Origin of the sequence: Pedobacter sp. KBW01, from assembly GCF_003852395.1 — a bacterium.
GTDB lineage: Bacteria > Bacteroidota > Bacteroidia > Sphingobacteriales > Sphingobacteriaceae > Pedobacter.
This window is the reverse complement of record NZ_QAJQ01000007.1, coordinates 356,656-375,690: the sequence shown is the minus strand read 5'-3', so window position 1 is coordinate 375,690 and position 19,035 is coordinate 356,656. Positions and strand designations below refer to the sequence as shown.

The following is a 19,035-nucleotide window of genomic DNA, read 5'->3' as shown; positions in this document are numbered from 1 at the left end:
TTTATAGTCTGTATTTTGTCAGTTATTTATTCTCAAATATATTGTCTCGAATCTAATCTCTAAAAATAGTATCTTTGCAGCCTCAATGAAAAAGGTCGCATTTTATACATTAGGTTGTAAACTCAATTTCTCTGAAACCTCTACAATCGGTCGTTTATTTACCGATGCAGGTTATGCAGTTGTAGAATTTCAGGATCAGGCCGATGTTTATGTGATTAATACATGCTCTGTTACCGACCATGCGGATAAAAAATGCCGTAAGGTAGTTAAAGAGGCTTTAAAATATTCGCCAAATGCTTTTGTAACCATTGTGGGTTGCTACGCACAGTTAAAACCACAGGAAATTGCCGAAATAGAAGGTGTTGACATGGTTTTGGGCGCTGCTGAAAAATTCAGGATTGTTGAGTATATCAGCAATTTAACCAAACAGCCTAAAGCGGTGGTGTACCAGCAAAATATCGAAAAGGTAAACCACAATTTTATTGCTTCTTATTCGATTGGCGATAGAACCCGTACCTTTTTAAAAGTGCAGGATGGTTGCGATTACCCGTGTACTTATTGTACCATTCCACTGGCTCGTGGCGCAAGCCGTAGCGATACCATTGAAAATGTGGTTAACCGTGCCAAAATGATTGCCGAAAGTGGTGTAAAAGAAATTGTGTTAACAGGAGTAAATCTTGGCGATTTTGGTATCCGCAATGGCGAACGTGAAGATAAATTCTTTGATCTGGTAAAGGCCCTTGATAAAGTTGAAGGCATTGAAAGGATTCGGATATCATCTATCGAACCCAATTTGTTAAGCAATGAAATTATTGAGTTTGTGGCTACATCGAAAAGGTTTGTGCCGCATTTTCATATTCCTTTGCAATCGGGCTCTGATAAAATCCTGGGCTTAATGCGCCGTCGTTACCGCAGGGATTTATATGTGGAGCGGGTAGCCAAAATTAAAGAAGTAATGCCACATTGCTGTATCGGTGTTGATGTAATTGTGGGCTTCCCTGGCGAAACCAAAGAAGATTTCTTAGATACTTACCAGTTTTTAAACGGATTGGATATTTCTTACCTGCATGTATTTACCTATTCGGAGCGCGAACTAACCGCTGCCGCCGAAATGAAAGGTGTAGTTGCAGGCAGCGAACGAAACGAACGCAGTAAAATGCTTCATATCCTCTCTGATAAAAAACGCAGAGCTTTCTACGAATCGCAGGTTGGCAGTGATGCCGAAGTACTTTTCGAAGCCGATCAAAAATCGGGCTACATGCATGGTTTTACCAAAAACTATGTAAAAGTACGTGCCAAATACGATCCTGTTATGGTTAATGAATTAAAAGCGGTTAAACTTGTAGCCATTACTGCCGATGGGGAAGTGGAAGTAGCCGAACTGGAAACCACCTACGCGCATCATTAAGAAAGTCAGAAGCCCGGCGTCTGAAGCCTGATTGTATATTCTTTTGTATACCTGCTGGAGTTTGTAATCTGTCTTTTTCCATTACAAGGATCGTCATTTCAAGCGGAGCACAGCGTAATCGAGAACCACGCAGTGTTCAGCGAAGCTAAATCTTTTAACTTTAATCTTTGGTTTTTGAGCTTTCTCTTTTAGTCTATAAGCTTTAGTCTTTATCCTTTCACCTTTAGTCTTTCTTTCCTATCTTCGCAACAAATAATTTGTATGTTTCCTACCGTTTCACATTTCTTAGAGTACTTATTCGGAATTAACCTGCCGCTTCCTTTTAACACTTTTGGTGTTTTTGTAGCACTTGCATTTGTAGCTGGCTATTGGGCATTTACAAAAGAGCTTAAACGCAAAGAAGCCTTAGGCATTCTGCAGCCCATCAAAAAAACAATTGTAGTAGGTAAACCTGCCACTACTACCGAGCTGATTATGAATGGTCTTTTTGGCTTTGTAATTGGCTATAAACTGGTTTACGCATTTTTAAACTATAAGCTTTTTGTAAATGATGCACAGTCGGTCTTAATGTCGGCTAAAGGAAATATTATTGGTGGATTATTTTTTGCCGGCTTATTTGCTTATTGGGATTATACCGAGAAAAACAAGCACAAGTTAGATAAACCCAAAGAAACCCAGGTTACCATTCATCCATACCAAATAATGAGCAACCTGATAGTTTGGGCGGCCATTTGGGGTTTTTTAGGAGCTAAATTCTTTGATAATTTAGAGTATTGGGATGATTTTGTACAACACCCTATCGAAAGGCTTTTATCATTTAGTGGTTTAACCTTTTACGGAGGCTTAATTTGTGGTGGTGCTGCGGTATTAATTATCGCCAGAAGAAACGGCATTAAACCTTTGCATATGCTTGATGTAGGTGGACCAGGAATGATGCTGGCCTATGCTGTAGGTCGTATTGGCTGCCATATGGCTGGCGATGGCGACTGGGGCATTGTTAATGCAAATCCGAAACCCTTTTCGTGGCTGCCAGATTGGTTATGGTCTTACAAATACCCAAACAATGTGGTAGGTGAGGGTATTCCGATTCCAGGTTGCGGACCGGGTAAATTTTGCAACGAGCTGGCCCAAGGAGTATATCCAACTCCAATTTACGAAGTAATTATCTGTTTAATACTCTTTGCTTTTCTATGGAGCATCAGAGATAAAATAAAAGCACCAGGTTTAATGTTTGGTATATACATGATATTAAACGGTCTTGAACGTTTCTGTATTGAATTAATCCGCGTAAACTCAAAATACCATGTATTTGGTTTATCGTTTACACAGGCCGAAATGATTTCTACCTTTCTGGTTGTAGGTGGTATAGCTTTAAGTGCTTATGCCCTAAGAAACAAGAATAAACTGGCTTAAATTACTTTCTTTTAAATTCATTTTATACCCAACAACCCATTGCGGTTTTTGTTCAACAGTTATGAATTACGAATTAATATGCAATAAGGTGATCGCTATTGTAAGGCTTACCGGAAATTTTATCCGTAAAGAAGCCATGCAGTTCGATGCAAAAAAAATTGAATACAAAGGTTTAAATGATATGGTTTCTTATGTAGATAAAACTGCAGAACAGAAACTGGTTCAGAACCTCGAAAAACTGATTCCCGATGCTGGTTTTATCACCGAAGAAAAAACGATTAGCAGGGTAGGTAAAACCTATACCTGGATTATCGATCCGTTGGATGGAACTACTAATTTTATTCACGGCATTCCCGCTTACGGGATTAGTGTAGCGCTGTACGAAGATGGCTTACCTGTTGTAGGGGTTGTTTATGAACTGAACAGAGCCGAAATGTTTTATTCTTTTAAAGGTGGTAATGCTTTTTTAAATAAGAAAGAAATTAACGTGTCGGTTAACCCCGATTTAAAATCTAGTTTATTAGCTACAGGTTTTCCTTATTACCAATTCGATAATCAAGAGAAGTATTTGAAATTATTGGCCGAAATGATGCAGAAAAGCCATGGTGTTCGCCGAATTGGTGCCGCTGCGATAGATTTGGTGTACACGGCCTGTGGGCGCTTTGATGCCTTTTTTGAATACAACCTGCAACAATGGGATTTTGCAGCTGGCTGTTTCATTGTGCAACAGGCAGGTGGCGAAGTTTTCGATTTTTCGGGCGGTGACAATTACTTTGAAAAGAGAGAAATTCTGGCTACCAACGGCAAATTAACAGCAGAAATGCTGGAAGCCATTAAAAGGCATTTTTAGTAATTTACTCACCATCGTCAGCCTGAATTTATTTCAGCGTCTCATACGAATTAAAGAGATGCCAAATAAATCTTATAGCTACCAGATCAGCAAGACCTGAAATTTTAAATCTGCTACTAAATCCTTGCTATCTGCGAGAAATAATAGCTGTCTTTAAAATAGCTTAAAAACAAAAGAGGGTTCACTAATTAGCGAACCCTCTTTGTTTATGTATAATGAAAAATGCACAAATTTAAAGCGCTTCCGAAACCACTTCGGTTACTTCAGGTACCATGCGTTGTAACAGGTTCTGGATACCCGATTTAAGTGTAATAGTAGAAGACGGACAACCACTACACGAGCCACGTAATTCTACAGTAACCACACCTTCATCAAATGATTTATAGGTAATGGCACCGCCATCCTGCTCAACCGCCGGGCGCACGTAGTCATGTAAAATCTGCTGGATTTTAATTTCAGTTTCTGTACCCTCAAAAGTTGGTACTTCATCAGCAGTTGCTTCTTTAATTTTTAATTCAGATTCAACAGCTCCCTTGACAAACTCTTTTAAAATGGCTTCAATATCTGCCCATTCTGCGTCGTCTGTTTTGGTAACCGTAACAAAGTTACTGGCGAAAAAAACACCAGAAACAAAGCTGAATTTAAATAACTCCTTGGCAAATGGCGAGTGTTCTGCACTTTCTTTAGTGGCAAAATCTTCGCTACCATTTATTAATAGCTTATTTACCATGAATTTCATGGTTGCCGGGTTTGGAGTTTGTTCTGTATATACGTTAATCGTCATGTCCTAATCAATTTGAATAAACAAAATTAACAATTCGTGTTTAATAAAGCGTGGCGTAGCTGTCTGCTTAGCGTCAATTTAATTTGACTAGAAAATACCAGTGTAGTTAAACGGCGTAATTGTTCTCAACTGAGCTTTTACTTCTTCCTTTACCGCTAAGCCCTCAATAAATTCGGCAATACTTGCTGCGTTAATTTTTGAGTTCGTACGTGTTAGTTCTTTTAAAGCCTCGTAAGGGTTAGGGAAATTTTCTCTGCGCAATACCGTTTGTATAGCTTCGGCAACTACGGCCCAGTTTTCATCTAAGTCGGCCGCTAATGCAGCTTCGTTAAGTAAAATTTTGTTAAGTCCCCTTAATGTTGCGTTAATGGCTATTAAAGTATGTCCAAACGGAACACCCACATTTCTTAAAACGGTTGAGTCAGTCAAATCCCTTTGTAAACGCGAAATAGGTAGCTTCGCTGCAAAAAACTCGAATAAAGCATTGGCAATACCGGCGTTACCTTCCGCATTTTCAAAATCGATCGGGTTAACCTTGTGTGGCATGGCCGACGAACCGATTTCTCCTGCTTTTATTTTTTGTTTGAAATAATTTTTAGAAATGTAAGTCCAGATGTCGCGGTCTAAATCGATAATGATATTGTTAATGCGTTTTAAAGCATCACATTGCGCTGCAAACTGATCGTAGTGCTCAATTTGTGTGGTGTGTTGCGCGCGGCTTAAGCCCAGGGTTTCGTTTACAAACTGGTTTGAAAAATCAACCCATTTCACCTCAGGGTAAGCAATGTGGTGTGCATTGAAGTTTCCGGTAGCACCACCAAATTTGGCGCTGTTAGGGATAGCTTTTAAATTTTCTACCTGGATGCTTAAACGCTCGGCAAAAACCAAAAACTCTTTACCCAGTTTGGTTGGAGAGGCCGGCTGACCGTGGGTATGCGCCAGCATCGGTACTTCTTTCCATTCCGTAGCTAATGCATTTATTTTGGCAATCAGTTCGGTAATTGCAGGATAATAACTTTCGTTCAAAGCCAGCTTAATCGAATAAGGGATGGCAGTGTTGTTAATGTCTTGTGAGGTTAAGCCAAAATGGATAAACTCTTTATAATTTTGAAGCGATAGGCCATCAAATTTACTTTTGATGAAATATTCAACCGCTTTAACGTCGTGATTGGTAACTTTTTCAGTCTCTTTAATTTCTAAAGCATCAGCTTCCGAGAAATTTTCGTGTATTTTACGTAATTCGGCATAAAGATTTTTATCAAAGTTTTGCAAGCCAGGCAGGTTGATATCGCAAAGCGCGATAAAATATTCGATTTCTACAAAAACACGGTATTTAATCAGTGCTTCTTCTGAAAAGTAAGCAGCTAAATTTTCGGTAGTTTTTCTGTAACGACCATCAACAGGTGAAATAGCTTGTAGTGATGTTAAATTCATTATACGGATTATATTTTTGCCGCAAATTTACTACAATTGATGGATTTTAAGGGATTTAAAAGCTAAAGAATTCAGATTAAAAGCAAAAAAGGCTTCAGTTTTACCTGAAGCCTTTTATTAGGTTAACTGAAGCTACTATTTTTTAGTACTATCTTTTGCTAAAGTATCTTTAACTGTAGAATCTTTTACTGTAGTGTCTTTTACAGTTGTATCAACTACTGTAGAGTCTACTTTAGAAGAATCTGCTGCGCCATCTTTCTTTTCTGATTTACAGGCAACAACTGATAGAGATAAAGCAAGAGCTAGAAAGCCTAATTTGAATGCATTTTTCATGTTTTTTTAATTTGTAGTGGTTTTTGAAATTAATTACTTACTAATTTATACAAATAACCTAAAAAAGTAACCCGCTTTAAATAAAAAAAAAGCTTTGATCGAAAAATCAAAGCTTTTTTTGTGTTATTTTAGAAATATACTAGTGTTTTACCTCTGTTGTGGTAGTTGTGGTTTTAACAGCAGTGTCTTTAACCGTCGAATCTTTTACTGTAGTGTCTTTTGCGGTAGTATCAGTTACAATTGTTGATGAATCTGTAACGGCGGTATCGCTGGTACCTTCTGCTTTTTTTCCTGATTCGCCGCAAGCTGCAATGGTAAGAGATAAAGCCATGGCTAAAAAGCCTAGTTTAAATGCATTTTTCATGTTGATTTTGTTTTTAGGGTTAATACATACTTTTAATGACCCGAAACCGGAAAAGGTAACCCGTATTAATTAAAAAAGCCCTTGAAAATAAATTCAAGGGCTTTTTGTATAGGTAAAGTTAAAACTAGTGTTTAACTTCAGTTGTAGTAGTTGTAGTTTTTACAGCTGTATCTTTAACTGTAGAATCTTTAACTGTAGTATCTTTTGCAGTAGTGTCAGTAACGATAGTTGAAGAATCAGTTACAGTAGTATCAGCGCCTTCAGCTTTTTTTTCTGAGTTACAAGCAACAACTGATAAAGATAAAGCTAAAGCTAAAAAGCCTAATTTGAATGCATTTTTCATTTTTGAAGTTTTTTTTAAGTAATTAATTAATTCGTACTTAATACGTGAAACCAAAAAAGGTAACCCAATAAATTGAAAAAAAATGAAATAAAATTAAAAATGGCCTTAAAAATTAATTTAAGACCATTTTTTGTATGTTAAAGTTAAGACTAGTGTTTAACTTCAGTTGTAGTTGTAGTAGTTTTTACAGCAGTATCTTTAACTGTTGAATCTTTAACTGTAGTATCTTTTGCAGTAGTATCAGTAACGATAGTAGAAGAATCAGTTACAGTAGTATCAGCGCCTTCAGCTTTTTTTTCTGAGTTACAAGCAACAACTGATAAAGATAAAGCTAAAGCTAAAAAGCCTAATTTGAATGCATTTTTCATTTTTAAAGTTTTTTAAGTAATTAATTAATTTACATATTAATACAGTTAATTAAAAAAGGTAACCTGATAAATTGAAAAAAAAATGAAATAAAATTAAAAAAGGCTTTGAAAGTTAATTCAAAGCCTTTTTTTTTATGTTAAAGTTAGACTAGTGTTTAACTTCAGTTGTAGTAGTTGTAGTTTTTACAGCTGTATCTTTAACTGTAGAATCTTTAACTGTAGTATCTTTTGCAGTAGTATCAGTAACGATAGTAGAAGAATCAGTTAAAGTAGTATCAGCACCTTCAGCTTTTTTTTCTGAGTTACAAGCAACAACTGATAAAGATAAAGCTAAAGCTAAAAAGCCTAATTTGAATGCATTTTTCATTTTTTGAATTTTTTTAAGTAATTAATTTCCTGTTAATGCCGCAAAGGTAAAAAGGTAACCCGATAATATGAAAAAAAGTTAAAATATTTTTTTTCGCAGGGTTTGGGTTACCCCTGGTACCAAGATTGTATTAAGCAGGATAGTAGCTATAAATATTTTTTTGTCTAATATTGGGTTACTATTTATAGAAAAATGTATTAACTAGTGAATAACAGTTTAAAGAGTTCAGTTCCAACAGATAGAGAGGTTATTTTAGGTATTCTAAATAACTCAACAGATACGCTTAACAAGTTATACAAAGGCTATTATGCAATGGTTTTGCAGTTTATCCTCAATAATAACGGGGATGAAGATGATGCAAAAGATGTATACCAGGAGGCCATCATTATTTTGTATAACAAAGTTAAGGAAGGCAATTTTGAATTGAGCAGTAAGCTTAAAACATATATTTATTCGGTATGCCGGCGCATTTGGTTAAAGAAACTTAACCTTAACAGCAAAAAAGCCGGTAACATTACTGATTATGAAGATGTGTTTGCTGTAGAGGAGGATGTAGAACAACATGAAGAGAAAGACCTTCAGTTTGTAAAGATGCAATCTGCACTCGAACACCTGGGCGAACCCTGTAAAACCATTATTCAGGATTTTTATATCCACAATTTATCCATGCAAGATATTTGCGAAAAGTTTGGCTATACCAATACGGATAATGCCAAAACACAGAAATATAAATGCCTGCAGCGGTTAAAGAAATTATTTTTTCAACACTAGTAATTGAAATGAGAAACGATTTGGAGTTAGATGCAATTATTGAAGATTATCTTTTAGGTAAACTTAATCCCCAGGAAACTGAGGCCTTTGAACAGTTACGTCAAAATGATGCCACTGTAGATCATAAGGTGGTTTCGCATAAATTCTTTTTAGAATCTATGGAAGCTTTTGCAGGACAGGTACGTTTAAGAGAACAATTAAATCATATCCATGCCGAAATTGATGTGGAAAGCCTTGCTGATGCACTTAGGCCTCATCCATCGCGTGTGGTGCAGTTATGGCGTAAGCATAAATCTGCGATAGCTGTTGCTGCATCGTTTATCGTACTTTCACTGGTTTCTATTTATTCTATACAGCATAACAGCAAGCAGGTAGAAAGGTACAGGCAATTAAGCAATCAGGTAAATAATGCCATTAAAACCCAAAACAGTTTAATCAGGAAGATTAACCACAATAATACAGCCTCTAATAAAAGCAGTGTACAAAATAGCTTTGGAGGAACGGGTTTTGCGATTTCTACAAATGGTTATATTTTAACCAACCTGCACATTATTAATGGAGCCGATTCTCTTTATGTGCAGAACAATAAAGGAGAATCTTTCAAGGTAAAATCTGTTTATACTGATTCTCAGAACGATATTGCCATATTAAAAATCAGCGATAAGCATTTCAGTAATCTATCAGCGATACCTTATACTATTAAAAGCAATATGAGCAGCATAGGCGAAATTGTTTACACTTGGGGTTATCCTAAAGATGATGCCGTATTGGGAGAAGGTTATGTGAGTTCGAGAAATGGATTTATTGGTGATACTACTCAGTATCAGGTAGCCATTTCGGTTAATCCTGGTAACAGTGGTGGACCTGTTTTAGATAATAACGGAAATTTGGTCGGTATTATCAGTGGTAAGCCCGATCAGACAGAAGGTGCTGCATTCGCCATTAAGTCAAAATACATTTTGGAGGCTATTAGGGCTATCCCACAAGATTCTTTAGGTTCAAATAAACTTACTGCCAATAAAAGAAGCCTGCTTTCGGGATTGAAAAGAACGAAACAAATCGAAAAAATACAGGATTATGTATTTATGATCAAAGCTTATTAGTTAGCCATACCCCAAATAAATTAATATACTCAAACCCTGCTGATTCATTTCTGCAGGGTTTTTTTATTTGAATTGTAATTTAGATGTCTGAAAATAATATTATGTCTATGTATTTACTATAGTATTGTTTAGATTTGTTTTAATCAACTTTTAAATATTATTGTTATGAGTATAAGACTAGGCGATACCGCGCCAAACTTTCAGGCCAATACCTCAATTGGCGAAATAGATTTTTATGATTTTTTAGGTGATAGCTGGGGTGTATTGTTTTCACACCCGGCCGATTATACACCGGTTTGTACTACTGAACTGGGCAGAACGGCTGCTTTAAAGGGCGAGTTCGAAAAAAGAAATGTTAAAGTACTGGCTTTGAGTGTCGATTCTGCAGAATCTCATAAAGGCTGGATCAGCGATATTAATGAAACCCAGAACACATCTGTTGAATTCCCGATTATTGCCGATCCGGATAGGACAGTGGCTAATTTATACGATATGATCCACCCGAATGCTTCTGAAACCTTAACGGTAAGGTCGTTATTTGTGATCAGTCCTGATAAAAAAGTAAAATTAACCATTACTTATCCTGCATCTACAGGCCGGAATTTTAACGAGGTATTGCGTGTAATCGATTCTTTGCAACTTACAGCTAATTACAGTGTGGCTACGCCTGCTGATTGGAAAGATGGCGAAGACGTAATTGTAGTAAACAGTATTAAAACAGAAGATATTCCGGCTAAATTTCCTAAAGGACACCAGGTGATTAAGCCTTATTTGCGTACTACACCACAACCAAATAAGTAATTAAACAAAGTTTTTTGTGCTTACGCAACTTTCTTGTTGAATAGCTGATTTGGGCTTGCATTACATCGGCAAATTATTATATTTGGTAGTTTTGTTTCAATATTAACGCTTTATCTGATTGTTTTATTAATGATAATGATCGATTGGTTAAATTAAATGCGAATCAAAGCATAAGGGTTTATTTATTTTATACAATTTTTTATTTTTTTATGGCAACCGGAAAAGTTAAATGGTTTAATACGCAAAAAGGCTTTGGATTTATTGTGCAAGAAGACAATAAAGACTTATTTGTACATTTTAAAGATGTTTTAGGTGGAATCGAAAGCTTGAAAGAGAACGATGCAGTAGAATTTGAAGTAGCTGAAGGCAGAAAAGGTTTACAGGCAGTAAACGTTAAGAAAGTTTAAGCGATACAATATTTATATCTTCATCCCCTGCAAAAAGCCTTTCCCTAAAGAAAGGCTTTTTGCATTTTAAGTAATCGTTACCCTCATCCGATGACTATCGGATTTATTTCAGGGTCTCTGAATATGTACCCAGATGCTCATTTGATTTAAAGGCTGGCTGTATAGGAGAGGCGAAAAACAAAGTTTTATCTTTAAAAAAACTAAGGTAGAAAAACACTCCCTGGTTTTAAAGAGGTGCTGAATAAGTTCAGCATAACGACAGAAGTCTAGGTTAGTAATACTGTATAATCGAAGCTTTTAAGATCACATTATCTCCGTTTGCTACCTTCGTAAATATTAAAAACTGGTCCTTGTCGGATTTAATTTTGTATTTCTTTATCAGATCTTCGGGTTTTGCAGGATAATTTCTAACAATCACATTTCCGGTTAAATTTCCTGCTTTTTTAAGCGCAGTAGTAGTAAGGATCTCTGTTAGCTGAAATATCCGGCCGGGAAAAGCTTTATTGATCTCAGCAGAAGTGTAGAGCTGCGTTTGGGGATGTAATTTTAACAGTCCATAAGTTGAACCAATTAAATTGAAAGCACCTGATTTCAATAAGGCGGCATCGGGTTCATAGAGATAATGGGAAGAATTGAGCGTACCAGAAAAGCGTACCGGAGATTGGATCGATGATTTTTTAAATGAAAATTCCTTTTCTGCTTCATTTAAAGTTACTGCAATAATCTGCGTATCCTGATTACATACACGGTCTATTACCCACAAAAGCTCCTTACATTCGTTTTTTACGCTCACAATATGGATTTCGTTTACCTGCTTCAACTCCGCTAAACCGGCAGAAATATCAAGCAAGGGGGCCGTTTTGATAATAATTCGCTGTGCTTTTTCTAATAAGGTATTGATTATGCTCACCACATCGGGTGTACAATCTTTAAGCATAAAAACCTTGCCTTTTTCAGCCCTTCTTGCCGGGTCAACATAAATGGTATCGAATTTTTTTTCGCTTGCATTTAAGTAGTTGATGCCATCGGTTGCCTCAAAAGTAATATTACGGGCATTTAAGGCCTCTGCGTTGTAGCTAGCAATTGTAGAAAGTTCGTTGTTGATTTCGCAATGGGTAACATTAGTTACTTGTTTGGAGAAATAATAACTATCCACTCCAAAGCCCCCGGTAATATCGATTAAGCTTTCACCCTTAGCTAATTTTGATTTATATTTGGCCGTAGTTTCTGAAGAGGTTTGCTCGATAGACAGAACAGGGGGATAGTAGATTTCGGCCGTTTTGAACCAGGTTGGCAGTTTCTTTTCCGATTTCTTTTTTGCTGTAATCTGGGTAGCGAGTTCAGCCGATGTAATTCCCTCAAATGGACTTTTAGCCAACGCAATCTGATTCACATCTGCACTTAGGTTTGCATTGATGTATTGTTGTACGGCTGTTGCTAAAAGGTTGTTGTTCATTATCAAGTTCGAGTATCAAGTATTGCGTATCAAGTAGCAAGTATTGACGGGGGCAATCTTGCTACTTAATACTTGCTACTTATTCTTCATCACCATTTGACAGGTATGGCGGCTTTTCACTTCCAATAAAATATCTTTATCAACGGTTACCCGATCGATGGTGTGCTGATTGTAATAACGGATGGTTACCAGTTCCAGTCCCTTGTTGTATTTTACGGTAAACTCTTCTGACAGATCTTTAATTAGTCTTTCAATTTGAGTAGGATGATCATCGACACTTACTGAAAAACTAATGGCAGAGTTGAGCATGGTATTGATTTTGATCTTATGGTTATGGAAAAGTTCGAAAATATTGCTCAGGTTTTCTTCAATAATAAAAGAATAATCTTTAGGGAAGATCGAAATCAACGCCTGGTTAATCTTAAATATGAAAGAAGGTATAGGTAAAGGGTTGTTTTCTTTTGTAATGGCTGTTCCTTCACCTTCTGGTGTAAGAAATGATCTCACAAACAACGGAATTCCTTTATTTTGCAAAGGTTTTATGGTTTTAGGGTGGATTACTGTAGCGCCATAATAGGTTAGCTCAATAGCATCGTGATAAGAAAGCTGTGCAATTTTCTCAGTCTCATCAAACCATTTAGGATCTGCATTTAATACACCTGGAACATCTTTCCAAATGGTTAGCGCAGTAGAGTTGAGGCAGGAAGCAAATATGGCTGCAGAATAATCAGAGCCTTCGCGACCTAAGGTAGTGGTGTAATTTTCGCTGGTTCCACCAATAAACCCTTGTGTAACGATAATATTTTCGTCTAACAAAGGAACCAGATCTTTTTGTATAATCTGATTGGTTTTTGCCCAGTCTACCTTTCCTTCCCGGTAGGTATTGTCGGTTTGGATATAGTTTCTGGCATCTGCCCAAAGTGCTTTATTGCCCGTTTCGTTAAGCCAGGCTGCTACAATTTTGGTCGAAACTACCTCGCCAATCGATACAATCTGATCGTAAATGTAATCGTGGTCGTTGTCGGGCTCATCTTCAATCAGCCAATCAATTTCCACAAAAGTATTGGCCACATCATCGTAAACCGAATTGGGTTTGCCCTGAAAAAGTTCTTCAATAATGTTAAAGTGAAAATGCTTTACCTCATCAAAAATTGCGTATGCATCTTCGCTATGTGATAAGTAGGCCTGCGTAAGTGCCTCCAGCTTATCGGTCATTTTGCCCATTGCCGAAACCACAACAAGCAGGTTGCCTTTCTTGTAATCGCGTACAATATTGGCCAGATTTTTTACTCCCTCAGCATTTTTTACCGAAGCACCACCAAATTTAAAAATATCCATACTAAAATGCCTTGATTTGTTCTTTAGCTAAAGCTGCGTTTAGCCAGCCACTCTCTAATTGTGCCTGGTATTTGTTGTAGAAATTAATAGCCGGTTCGTTCCAGTCTAAAACCTGCCAAACCATGCCACTGTAATTGCCGTTTTTAGCTTCTTCTATTACTTTTTCGAATAATATTTTGCCCAGACCTTTGCCCCTGAAAGCTTCGGTTACGATAAAATCTTCTAAGTACAACCGGCATCCTTTCCAGGTAGAGTAGCGGGTATAATATAAAGCAAAGCCTACAACAACATCATCCACCTCTGCTACAAAAGCTTTCCAAACGGGGTTTTTACCAAAACCGGCATCTACAAAATGCTCCAGGGTTACGATAACCTCTTCGGGGGCACGTTCGTAAACGGCCAGTTCGTTAATTAATTCTAATAACCGTGAGCAATCTTCAGCTACTGCGAATCTGATATTTAAATTCATACTAATTAGCTGAAATGTCCGATTTAAAATGTTTAATAACCCTTTTTCCGAAAATACTGCTGCCTATGCGCACCATGGTACTTCCTTCTTCAATGGCTATTTTAGAATCAGCACTCATGCCTGTGGAGATTTCTTTAAAGGCTTCATCTTTACGGAAGAAGCTCACTTTAATGCCATCAAAAAATACTTTAAGCTCGTGAAATTCTATTGCAATCTGTTTTTCGTTTTTGGTATTGGTAGCAATGCCCATTAAACCAACTATGCGGATGTTTTTTAATTCAGGATAGGTTTCATCGCGTAAAAGTTCTACTACCTCGTCAAAGCCAAGCCCGAATTTGGTGTCTTCATCTGCAATGTAAACCTGTAACAGGCAATCGATTACCCGATTATGTTTGGCGGCCTGTTTGTTAATTTCCTGAAGGAGTTTAATGCTGTCTACACCATGAATCAGCTGAACAAAAGGTGCAATATATTTTACTTTATTGGTTTGTAAATGGCCAATTAGGTGCCATTCAATATCTGCTGGAAGTTGTGCCTGCTTATCAACCATTTCCTGTACATGGTTTTCGCCAAAAACACGCTGTCCGGCGTTGTATGCTTCTAAAATCGACTCAACGGGCTGCGTTTTTGAAACGGCAATCAGTTTCACGCCATCTGATTCGACTTCTTTTTTATATTGTTTAAGATTATCAGCTATGCTCATTTATAACTATTTTTGGTAAAATTAATAACCTTGCCGCAATTTGGGCAAAAAATAATACTTTAATTCAGCATGAAGAGACTAATATGGGTTTTAATGACCTCGGTATTATGGTTTGGTTGTAAGCCAGGCATACCCGACGATATTATAAAACCCGATAAGATGGAAAAGATTTTGTACGATATGCACATTGTAGATGGTTACCTGTCTACCATTTACATTCCCGATTCGGCCCGGAAAGTGGCCGCGGGTTATTATAAGGGAATTTATAAAAAATTTGAAACTGATTCGGCGCAATACAATAAAAGCCTGAAATGGTACAATGTTAACCCCAAAGAGCTGGATGCGATGTACAAAAACATCCAGAAAATGTTGGCTGCGCAGAAGAAAGGAACTGCTTTGGCCGATAAATTAATTAAAGAGAAAATATTTAAAACCGATTCGATAGCCATCAAAAAGAAATTTAAGGCCGATTCGCTTGCCATCAGGAAAAAGATGAAACCCGATTCATTATCGAAGGTTAAAGCGGTAGCCGAAATTGCTAAAAAGAAAAAAGCGGCCGATTCGCTGATTAAAATTAAAAAGACCGGGGCTTTAGAAGTAGCTCCGGCAGTACTATAAAATATGTTATATCCCGAAAACTGTTTAGAACGTTTAGGTTTTGTAGAGATAAGGCAACTGATAAGCAAACATTGTTTAAGCCCAATGGGGCAAACGATGGTGCAGAAGATGCAGGTGATGAACCGTTTTGATCAAATCGATAAATTTTTACGCCAAACCAACGAATTTAAAAGCATTCTGCAAAACCAGGAACCTTTGCAGATCAATACTTTTTTTGATATTAAATCGCTGGTCGAAAAAATCAGGGTAGAAGGAACCTATCTGTTAGAGGATGAATGGTTTCAGGTATATACCTCACTGCAAACGGTTTTTTCGGTACTTCGTTTTTTTGAAGAAAGGGCAGAAGTTTACCCAACCCTCGAAGCTTTATTTGAACATTTGCCTATTGAAAAAAATATCCTCCGTAAAATAGAAACAGTAATCGACCCGAAAGGAAAGATTAAACCGAACGCTTCCAAAGAACTGCAGGAAATTACCACGGCTATTTCGAGAACGGAACAAGATGTGCGCAAGCGCATGGATTCTATTTATAAGCAGGCTATTGCCAATAACTGGGTAGCTGATGGTAGTTTAACCGTGCGTGATGGCCGGATGTGTATTCCGGTTTTGGCAGAGAATAAGCGTAAGCTGAAAGGTTTTGTACACGATGAATCGGCAACCGGGCAAACGGTGTACATTGAGCCAGAAGAGGTATTTACCTTAAATAACAAGCTGCGCGATTTGGAATTCGACAAGCGCAGGGAAATTATTAAGATCCTTATTGCATTAACCGACGATTTGCGCCCTTATTCGCCTTTGTTGCTTTCTTATCATGGCTTTTTAACCAAACTGGATTTTGTGCGCGCGAAGGCCTTATTTGCCATGGATATAGAAGCTGAAATGCCAGGCCTGCTAAAAGAACCGAAAACAAAACTGATTAATGCAAGGCACCCCTTGTTATCGATCTCTTTTGCAGCCGAAAAGAAAACCGTTACGCCTTTAAATATTCATATCGATGCAGAAACGCGTGTGGTATTGGTTTCAGGACCAAATGCAGGCGGTAAATCGGTTTGTATGAAAACAGTTGGCTTACTGCAGATTATGTTACAAACGGGCTTGTTAATTCCGGTTGATGCGAATAGCGAATTAGGTATTTTTGAAAACATTTTTGCCGACATTGGCGATGACCAATCGATTGAGAGTGATTTAAGTACCTACAGCGCACACCTCAAAAAGATGCGCTACTTTGTAGAGCACGCTTCGCCCAAAACAATGGTGCTGATTGATGAGTTTGGTACAGGTACCGATCCGCAATTTGGCGGACCAATGGCTGAAGCTGTTTTAGAGGTGTTGAACAATAAGAAAGTAAGAGGAGTAATTACTACACACTATTCCAACTTAAAGCTGTTTGCCGGCAATACACCGGGACTTGAAAATGCATCGATGCTTTTCGATAATGCTAAAATGAAACCGCTTTACGTTTTGGAGATGGGCAAGCCGGGTAGCTCTTATGCTTTCGAAATTGCACAGAACATTGGCTTACCCAAAGAAGTGATTGCATTGGCAAAAGAGAAAACAGGCTCCAACCAGAACCGGGTTGATACCATGCTGGTAGACCTGGAGCGTGAGAAAAAAAATGTTTACGATGCAAAGGTGAGTTTAGCTAATCAACAGAACAAGGCAAAGAATCTAGTTGCCGAAAACGAGAAATTAAAATCGTTTTTAGAAGAGAACCGTAAGGTATTGATTAAAGAAGCGAAGCAGGAAGCACAAAATATTATTAAAAATGCCAATAAACTGGTAGAAAATACCATTGCCGAGATTAAGGAAAAGCAGGCTGATAAAGAAGTAACGAAAGAGCTGCGTCAGAATCTTCAAAAAGAGTTGATTAAAAATACTGTACCTAAGGAACGTCAGAAACCAGTTCAAGTGGTTTTAGGTGGAGAAATTGAAATAGGCGATCTGGTTAAATTTACAGATAGTGAAACCATTGGTCAGGTTTTAGAAATTAACCGCAATGAACTGGTTTTAGCTATCGGCGATTTACGTTCGACCGTTAAAAAGAACCGCGTGCAGAAAGTAAGTAACCGCGAAGCTAAAAAAGTAATTCAGAGTAGTGCAAATTCTTTTGCCGGCCGGATGAATGATGCCGTTTCTGGCTTCAGGGCCGAGTTAGACCTTCGTGGCAAACGTACCGAAGATGCTTTATTCGAAGTTGAAAAATATTTAGATAAAGCAATTATGTTGGGTTTCCCTTCAATTAAGCTAATCCACGGTAAAGGTGATGGTATTTTGAGAAAGATGATCAGGGAGTATCTCCGTAAATACAGTCAGGTGAACAGGATGGAAGATGAACATGCAGATAGAGGTGGAGATGGAATTACCTATGTTTATTTGAACTAGAGAAGATGGATGATGGAAAATGGATGACGGATGATGGTGGGATTTGAGATGTAAGTTGCCATAGGCACAGTTATCTCGACCAGCGTATGTTTGTAAAGGTAGAAATAATGGAAATTTAAATTATGGATTTCTCGACTACGTTGCACTTCGCTCGAAATGACGTAATGCGATAAACAAAACTTTATCACCGTAACGTTGTTATTTTTAAAACGTTACGGTGATGAAAAGAATCTTGATCTGCCTTTTTGTGGTTCTGCTGTCCACAACATGCAAAAAGAATGGTGACGACAACAATGAAGAACCTGGCGATTTGCCTGATGTAGATTTAAAGGCAAAAGTTGTGGCTTCGGGTTTAAGTTTGCCATGGGAAATGGTTTACGGGCCAGACAATTATATCTGGTTTACCGAAAAGGTAGGTAAAATAAGCCGGTTAAATCCATCGACCGGTCAGGTTAGTTTACTTCTAACCATAAACGAAGTACGTACCAATGGCGAAGGAGGCTTGTTGGGTATGACCTTACATCCCAATTTTGTATCTAATCCCTACGTTTATGTAGTTTATGGTTATGGAAGTTCCTATAAAGCTAAAGTTGTAAGGTACACCTATTCTGGAAGTAGCTTAACCAGTCCTCTTATCCTTATCGATCAGATTCCGGCAGCATCTATACACAATGGTTCGAGGTTGCTGATTAGTGGGGATAAATTGTTCATTAGCACTGGCGATGCCTCAGACCAGTCGACTCCTCAGAACATAAACTCTTTGGCCGGGAAAATTTTGAGAATTAATTTAGATGGTTCTATCCCTGCTGATAACCCTTATCCTAACAATCCGGTATGGTCGATAGGGCATCGCAATGCGCAGGGATTGGTTCAGGTAGGCAATAAAATATTTTCTTCAGAGCATGGACCCGATTCTGATGATGAAATTAATATTATTGAAAAAGGACGGAATTACGGCTGGCCAAACATTAAAGGCTTTTGTAACGAGACTGGCGAACAATCTTTCTGCTCAAGCAATAATGTTGCAGAGCCACTAATTAATTGGACACCAACCATTGCACCAAGTGGTTTAGCTTATTATAATTCGGATTACATTCCGCAGTTTAAAAATTCTTTACTACTGGCTGTGTTAAAAGGAACGAAACTAATGCAGTTGCACTTAGATGCAGCACAGACTAAAATTACAGGTACAAAAGATTTTTATGTGAATACTTATGGTAGAGTAAGAGCTGTTTGCCAATCTCCGGAAGGAAAGGTTTACATCTGTACCAGTAACGGAACTGACGATAAAATTGTGGAAATAGCGAAGTAGTAGTTTATTTT

21 protein-coding genes are annotated in these 19,035 nt (G+C 37.6%); 10 read left to right on the top strand and 11 right to left on the bottom strand.

What is annotated here, in order from left to right; all coding sequences use genetic code 11:
• The first annotated feature begins 85 nt into the window (after positions 1–85).
• The 3 genes from mtaB (at position 86) to DBR40_RS08215 (ending at position 3,671) form a co-directional block, all read left to right on the top strand.
• Positions 86–1,408, top strand: coding sequence for a tRNA (N(6)-L-threonylcarbamoyladenosine(37)-C(2))-methylthiotransferase MtaB (mtaB, locus tag DBR40_RS08225; protein ID WP_124559257.1), 1,323 nt, complete (start codon positions 86–88; stop codon positions 1,406–1,408).
• Between the two features lie 261 nt (positions 1,409–1,669).
• A complete protein-coding gene (locus DBR40_RS08220; protein WP_124559256.1) occupies positions 1,670–2,821 on the top strand; it encodes a prolipoprotein diacylglyceryl transferase in 1,152 nt (383 codons plus the stop codon).
• 61 nt (positions 2,822–2,882) lie between these two features.
• Positions 2,883–3,671 carry an inositol monophosphatase family protein gene (locus tag DBR40_RS08215; RefSeq protein ID WP_124559255.1) on the top strand — a complete coding sequence of 263 codons (789 nt, stop codon included), beginning with the start codon at positions 2,883–2,885 and terminating at the stop codon, positions 3,669–3,671.
• Between the two features lie 232 nt (positions 3,672–3,903).
• Here DBR40_RS08215 and DBR40_RS08210 read toward each other — a convergent pair whose 3' ends face one another.
• The 7 genes from DBR40_RS08210 to DBR40_RS08180 form a co-directional block, all read right to left on the bottom strand.
• The gene (locus DBR40_RS08210) at positions 3,904–4,455 is read right to left on the bottom strand and encodes a NifU family protein (protein WP_124559254.1); all 552 of its coding nucleotides are present in this window, start codon (positions 4,453–4,455) and stop codon (positions 3,904–3,906) included.
• A gap of 87 nt (positions 4,456–4,542) precedes the next feature.
• Complete coding sequence (gene purB / locus DBR40_RS08205; protein ID WP_124559253.1) at positions 4,543–5,889, bottom strand: adenylosuccinate lyase; 1,347 nt, start codon at positions 5,887–5,889, stop codon at positions 4,543–4,545.
• A gap of 135 nt (positions 5,890–6,024) precedes the next feature.
• On the bottom strand, positions 6,025–6,222 hold the full coding sequence (locus DBR40_RS08200; protein WP_124559252.1) for a hypothetical protein: 198 nt from the start codon (positions 6,220–6,222) through the stop codon (positions 6,025–6,027).
• A gap of 139 nt (positions 6,223–6,361) precedes the next feature.
• The gene (locus DBR40_RS08195) at positions 6,362–6,586 is read right to left on the bottom strand and encodes a hypothetical protein (protein WP_124559251.1); all 225 of its coding nucleotides are present in this window, start codon (positions 6,584–6,586) and stop codon (positions 6,362–6,364) included.
• A 124-nt stretch (positions 6,587–6,710) separates the two neighbouring features.
• Positions 6,711–6,929, bottom strand: a complete 219-nt coding sequence (locus tag DBR40_RS08190) for a hypothetical protein (RefSeq protein ID WP_090770975.1) — start codon at positions 6,927–6,929, stop codon at positions 6,711–6,713.
• Between the two features lie 149 nt (positions 6,930–7,078).
• On the bottom strand, positions 7,079–7,297 hold the full coding sequence (locus DBR40_RS08185; protein WP_090770975.1) for a hypothetical protein: 219 nt from the start codon (positions 7,295–7,297) through the stop codon (positions 7,079–7,081).
• Between the two features lie 148 nt (positions 7,298–7,445).
• Entirely contained in the window at positions 7,446–7,664 is a 219-nt protein-coding gene (locus DBR40_RS08180) for a hypothetical protein (RefSeq protein ID WP_039482470.1), read from the bottom strand.
• Positions 7,665–7,868: 204 nt separating this feature from the next.
• Here DBR40_RS08180 and DBR40_RS08175 point away from each other — a divergent pair, with 204 nt between their 5' ends.
• The 4 genes from DBR40_RS08175 to DBR40_RS08160 all read left to right on the top strand — a co-directional run bounded on the left by DBR40_RS08175 (position 7,869) and on the right by DBR40_RS08160 (position 10,746).
• Positions 7,869–8,435, top strand: a complete 567-nt coding sequence (locus DBR40_RS08175; protein WP_124559250.1) for an RNA polymerase sigma factor — start codon at positions 7,869–7,871, stop codon at positions 8,433–8,435.
• A gap of 8 nt (positions 8,436–8,443) precedes the next feature.
• Positions 8,444–9,538 carry a S1C family serine protease gene (locus DBR40_RS08170; RefSeq protein ID WP_124559249.1) on the top strand — a complete coding sequence of 365 codons (1,095 nt, stop codon included), beginning with the start codon at positions 8,444–8,446 and terminating at the stop codon, positions 9,536–9,538.
• Between the two features lie 165 nt (positions 9,539–9,703).
• Positions 9,704–10,339 carry a peroxiredoxin gene (locus DBR40_RS08165; protein WP_124559248.1) on the top strand — a complete coding sequence of 212 codons (636 nt, stop codon included), beginning with the start codon at positions 9,704–9,706 and terminating at the stop codon, positions 10,337–10,339.
• Between the two features lie 209 nt (positions 10,340–10,548).
• Entirely contained in the window at positions 10,549–10,746 is a 198-nt protein-coding gene (locus tag DBR40_RS08160) for a cold-shock protein (RefSeq protein ID WP_115401531.1), read from the top strand.
• A 271-nt stretch (positions 10,747–11,017) separates the two neighbouring features.
• Here DBR40_RS08160 and DBR40_RS08155 read toward each other — a convergent pair whose 3' ends face one another.
• The 4 genes from DBR40_RS08155 to DBR40_RS08140 form a co-directional block, all read right to left on the bottom strand.
• Positions 11,018–12,202 carry a THUMP-like domain-containing protein gene (locus tag DBR40_RS08155; protein ID WP_124559247.1) on the bottom strand — a complete coding sequence of 395 codons (1,185 nt, stop codon included), beginning with the start codon at positions 12,200–12,202 and terminating at the stop codon, positions 11,018–11,020.
• A gap of 75 nt (positions 12,203–12,277) precedes the next feature.
• Positions 12,278–13,540: an aspartate kinase gene (locus DBR40_RS08150; protein ID WP_124559246.1), complete on the bottom strand. Its 1,263-nt coding sequence runs from the start codon at positions 13,538–13,540 to the stop codon at positions 12,278–12,280.
• Position 13,541: 1 nt separating this feature from the next.
• A complete protein-coding gene (locus DBR40_RS08145) occupies positions 13,542–14,009 on the bottom strand; it encodes a GNAT family N-acetyltransferase (RefSeq protein ID WP_124559245.1) in 468 nt (155 codons plus the stop codon).
• Between the two features lies 1 nt (position 14,010).
• On the bottom strand, positions 14,011–14,712 hold the full coding sequence (locus DBR40_RS08140) for a YggS family pyridoxal phosphate-dependent enzyme (protein ID WP_124559244.1): 702 nt from the start codon (positions 14,710–14,712) through the stop codon (positions 14,011–14,013).
• A 69-nt stretch (positions 14,713–14,781) separates the two neighbouring features.
• Here DBR40_RS08140 and DBR40_RS08135 point away from each other — a divergent pair, with 69 nt between their 5' ends.
• From DBR40_RS08135 to DBR40_RS08125, 3 genes are all read left to right on the top strand, one after another.
• A complete protein-coding gene (locus DBR40_RS08135) occupies positions 14,782–15,330 on the top strand; it encodes a DUF4296 domain-containing protein (RefSeq protein ID WP_124559243.1) in 549 nt (182 codons plus the stop codon).
• A 3-nt stretch (positions 15,331–15,333) separates the two neighbouring features.
• Positions 15,334–17,712: an endonuclease MutS2 gene (locus DBR40_RS08130; protein WP_124559242.1), complete on the top strand. Its 2,379-nt coding sequence runs from the start codon at positions 15,334–15,336 to the stop codon at positions 17,710–17,712.
• Between the two features lie 220 nt (positions 17,713–17,932).
• Positions 17,933–19,024, top strand: coding sequence for a PQQ-dependent sugar dehydrogenase (locus DBR40_RS08125; protein ID WP_124559241.1), 1,092 nt, complete (start codon positions 17,933–17,935; stop codon positions 19,022–19,024).
• Positions 19,025–19,035: the final 11 nt, after the last annotated feature.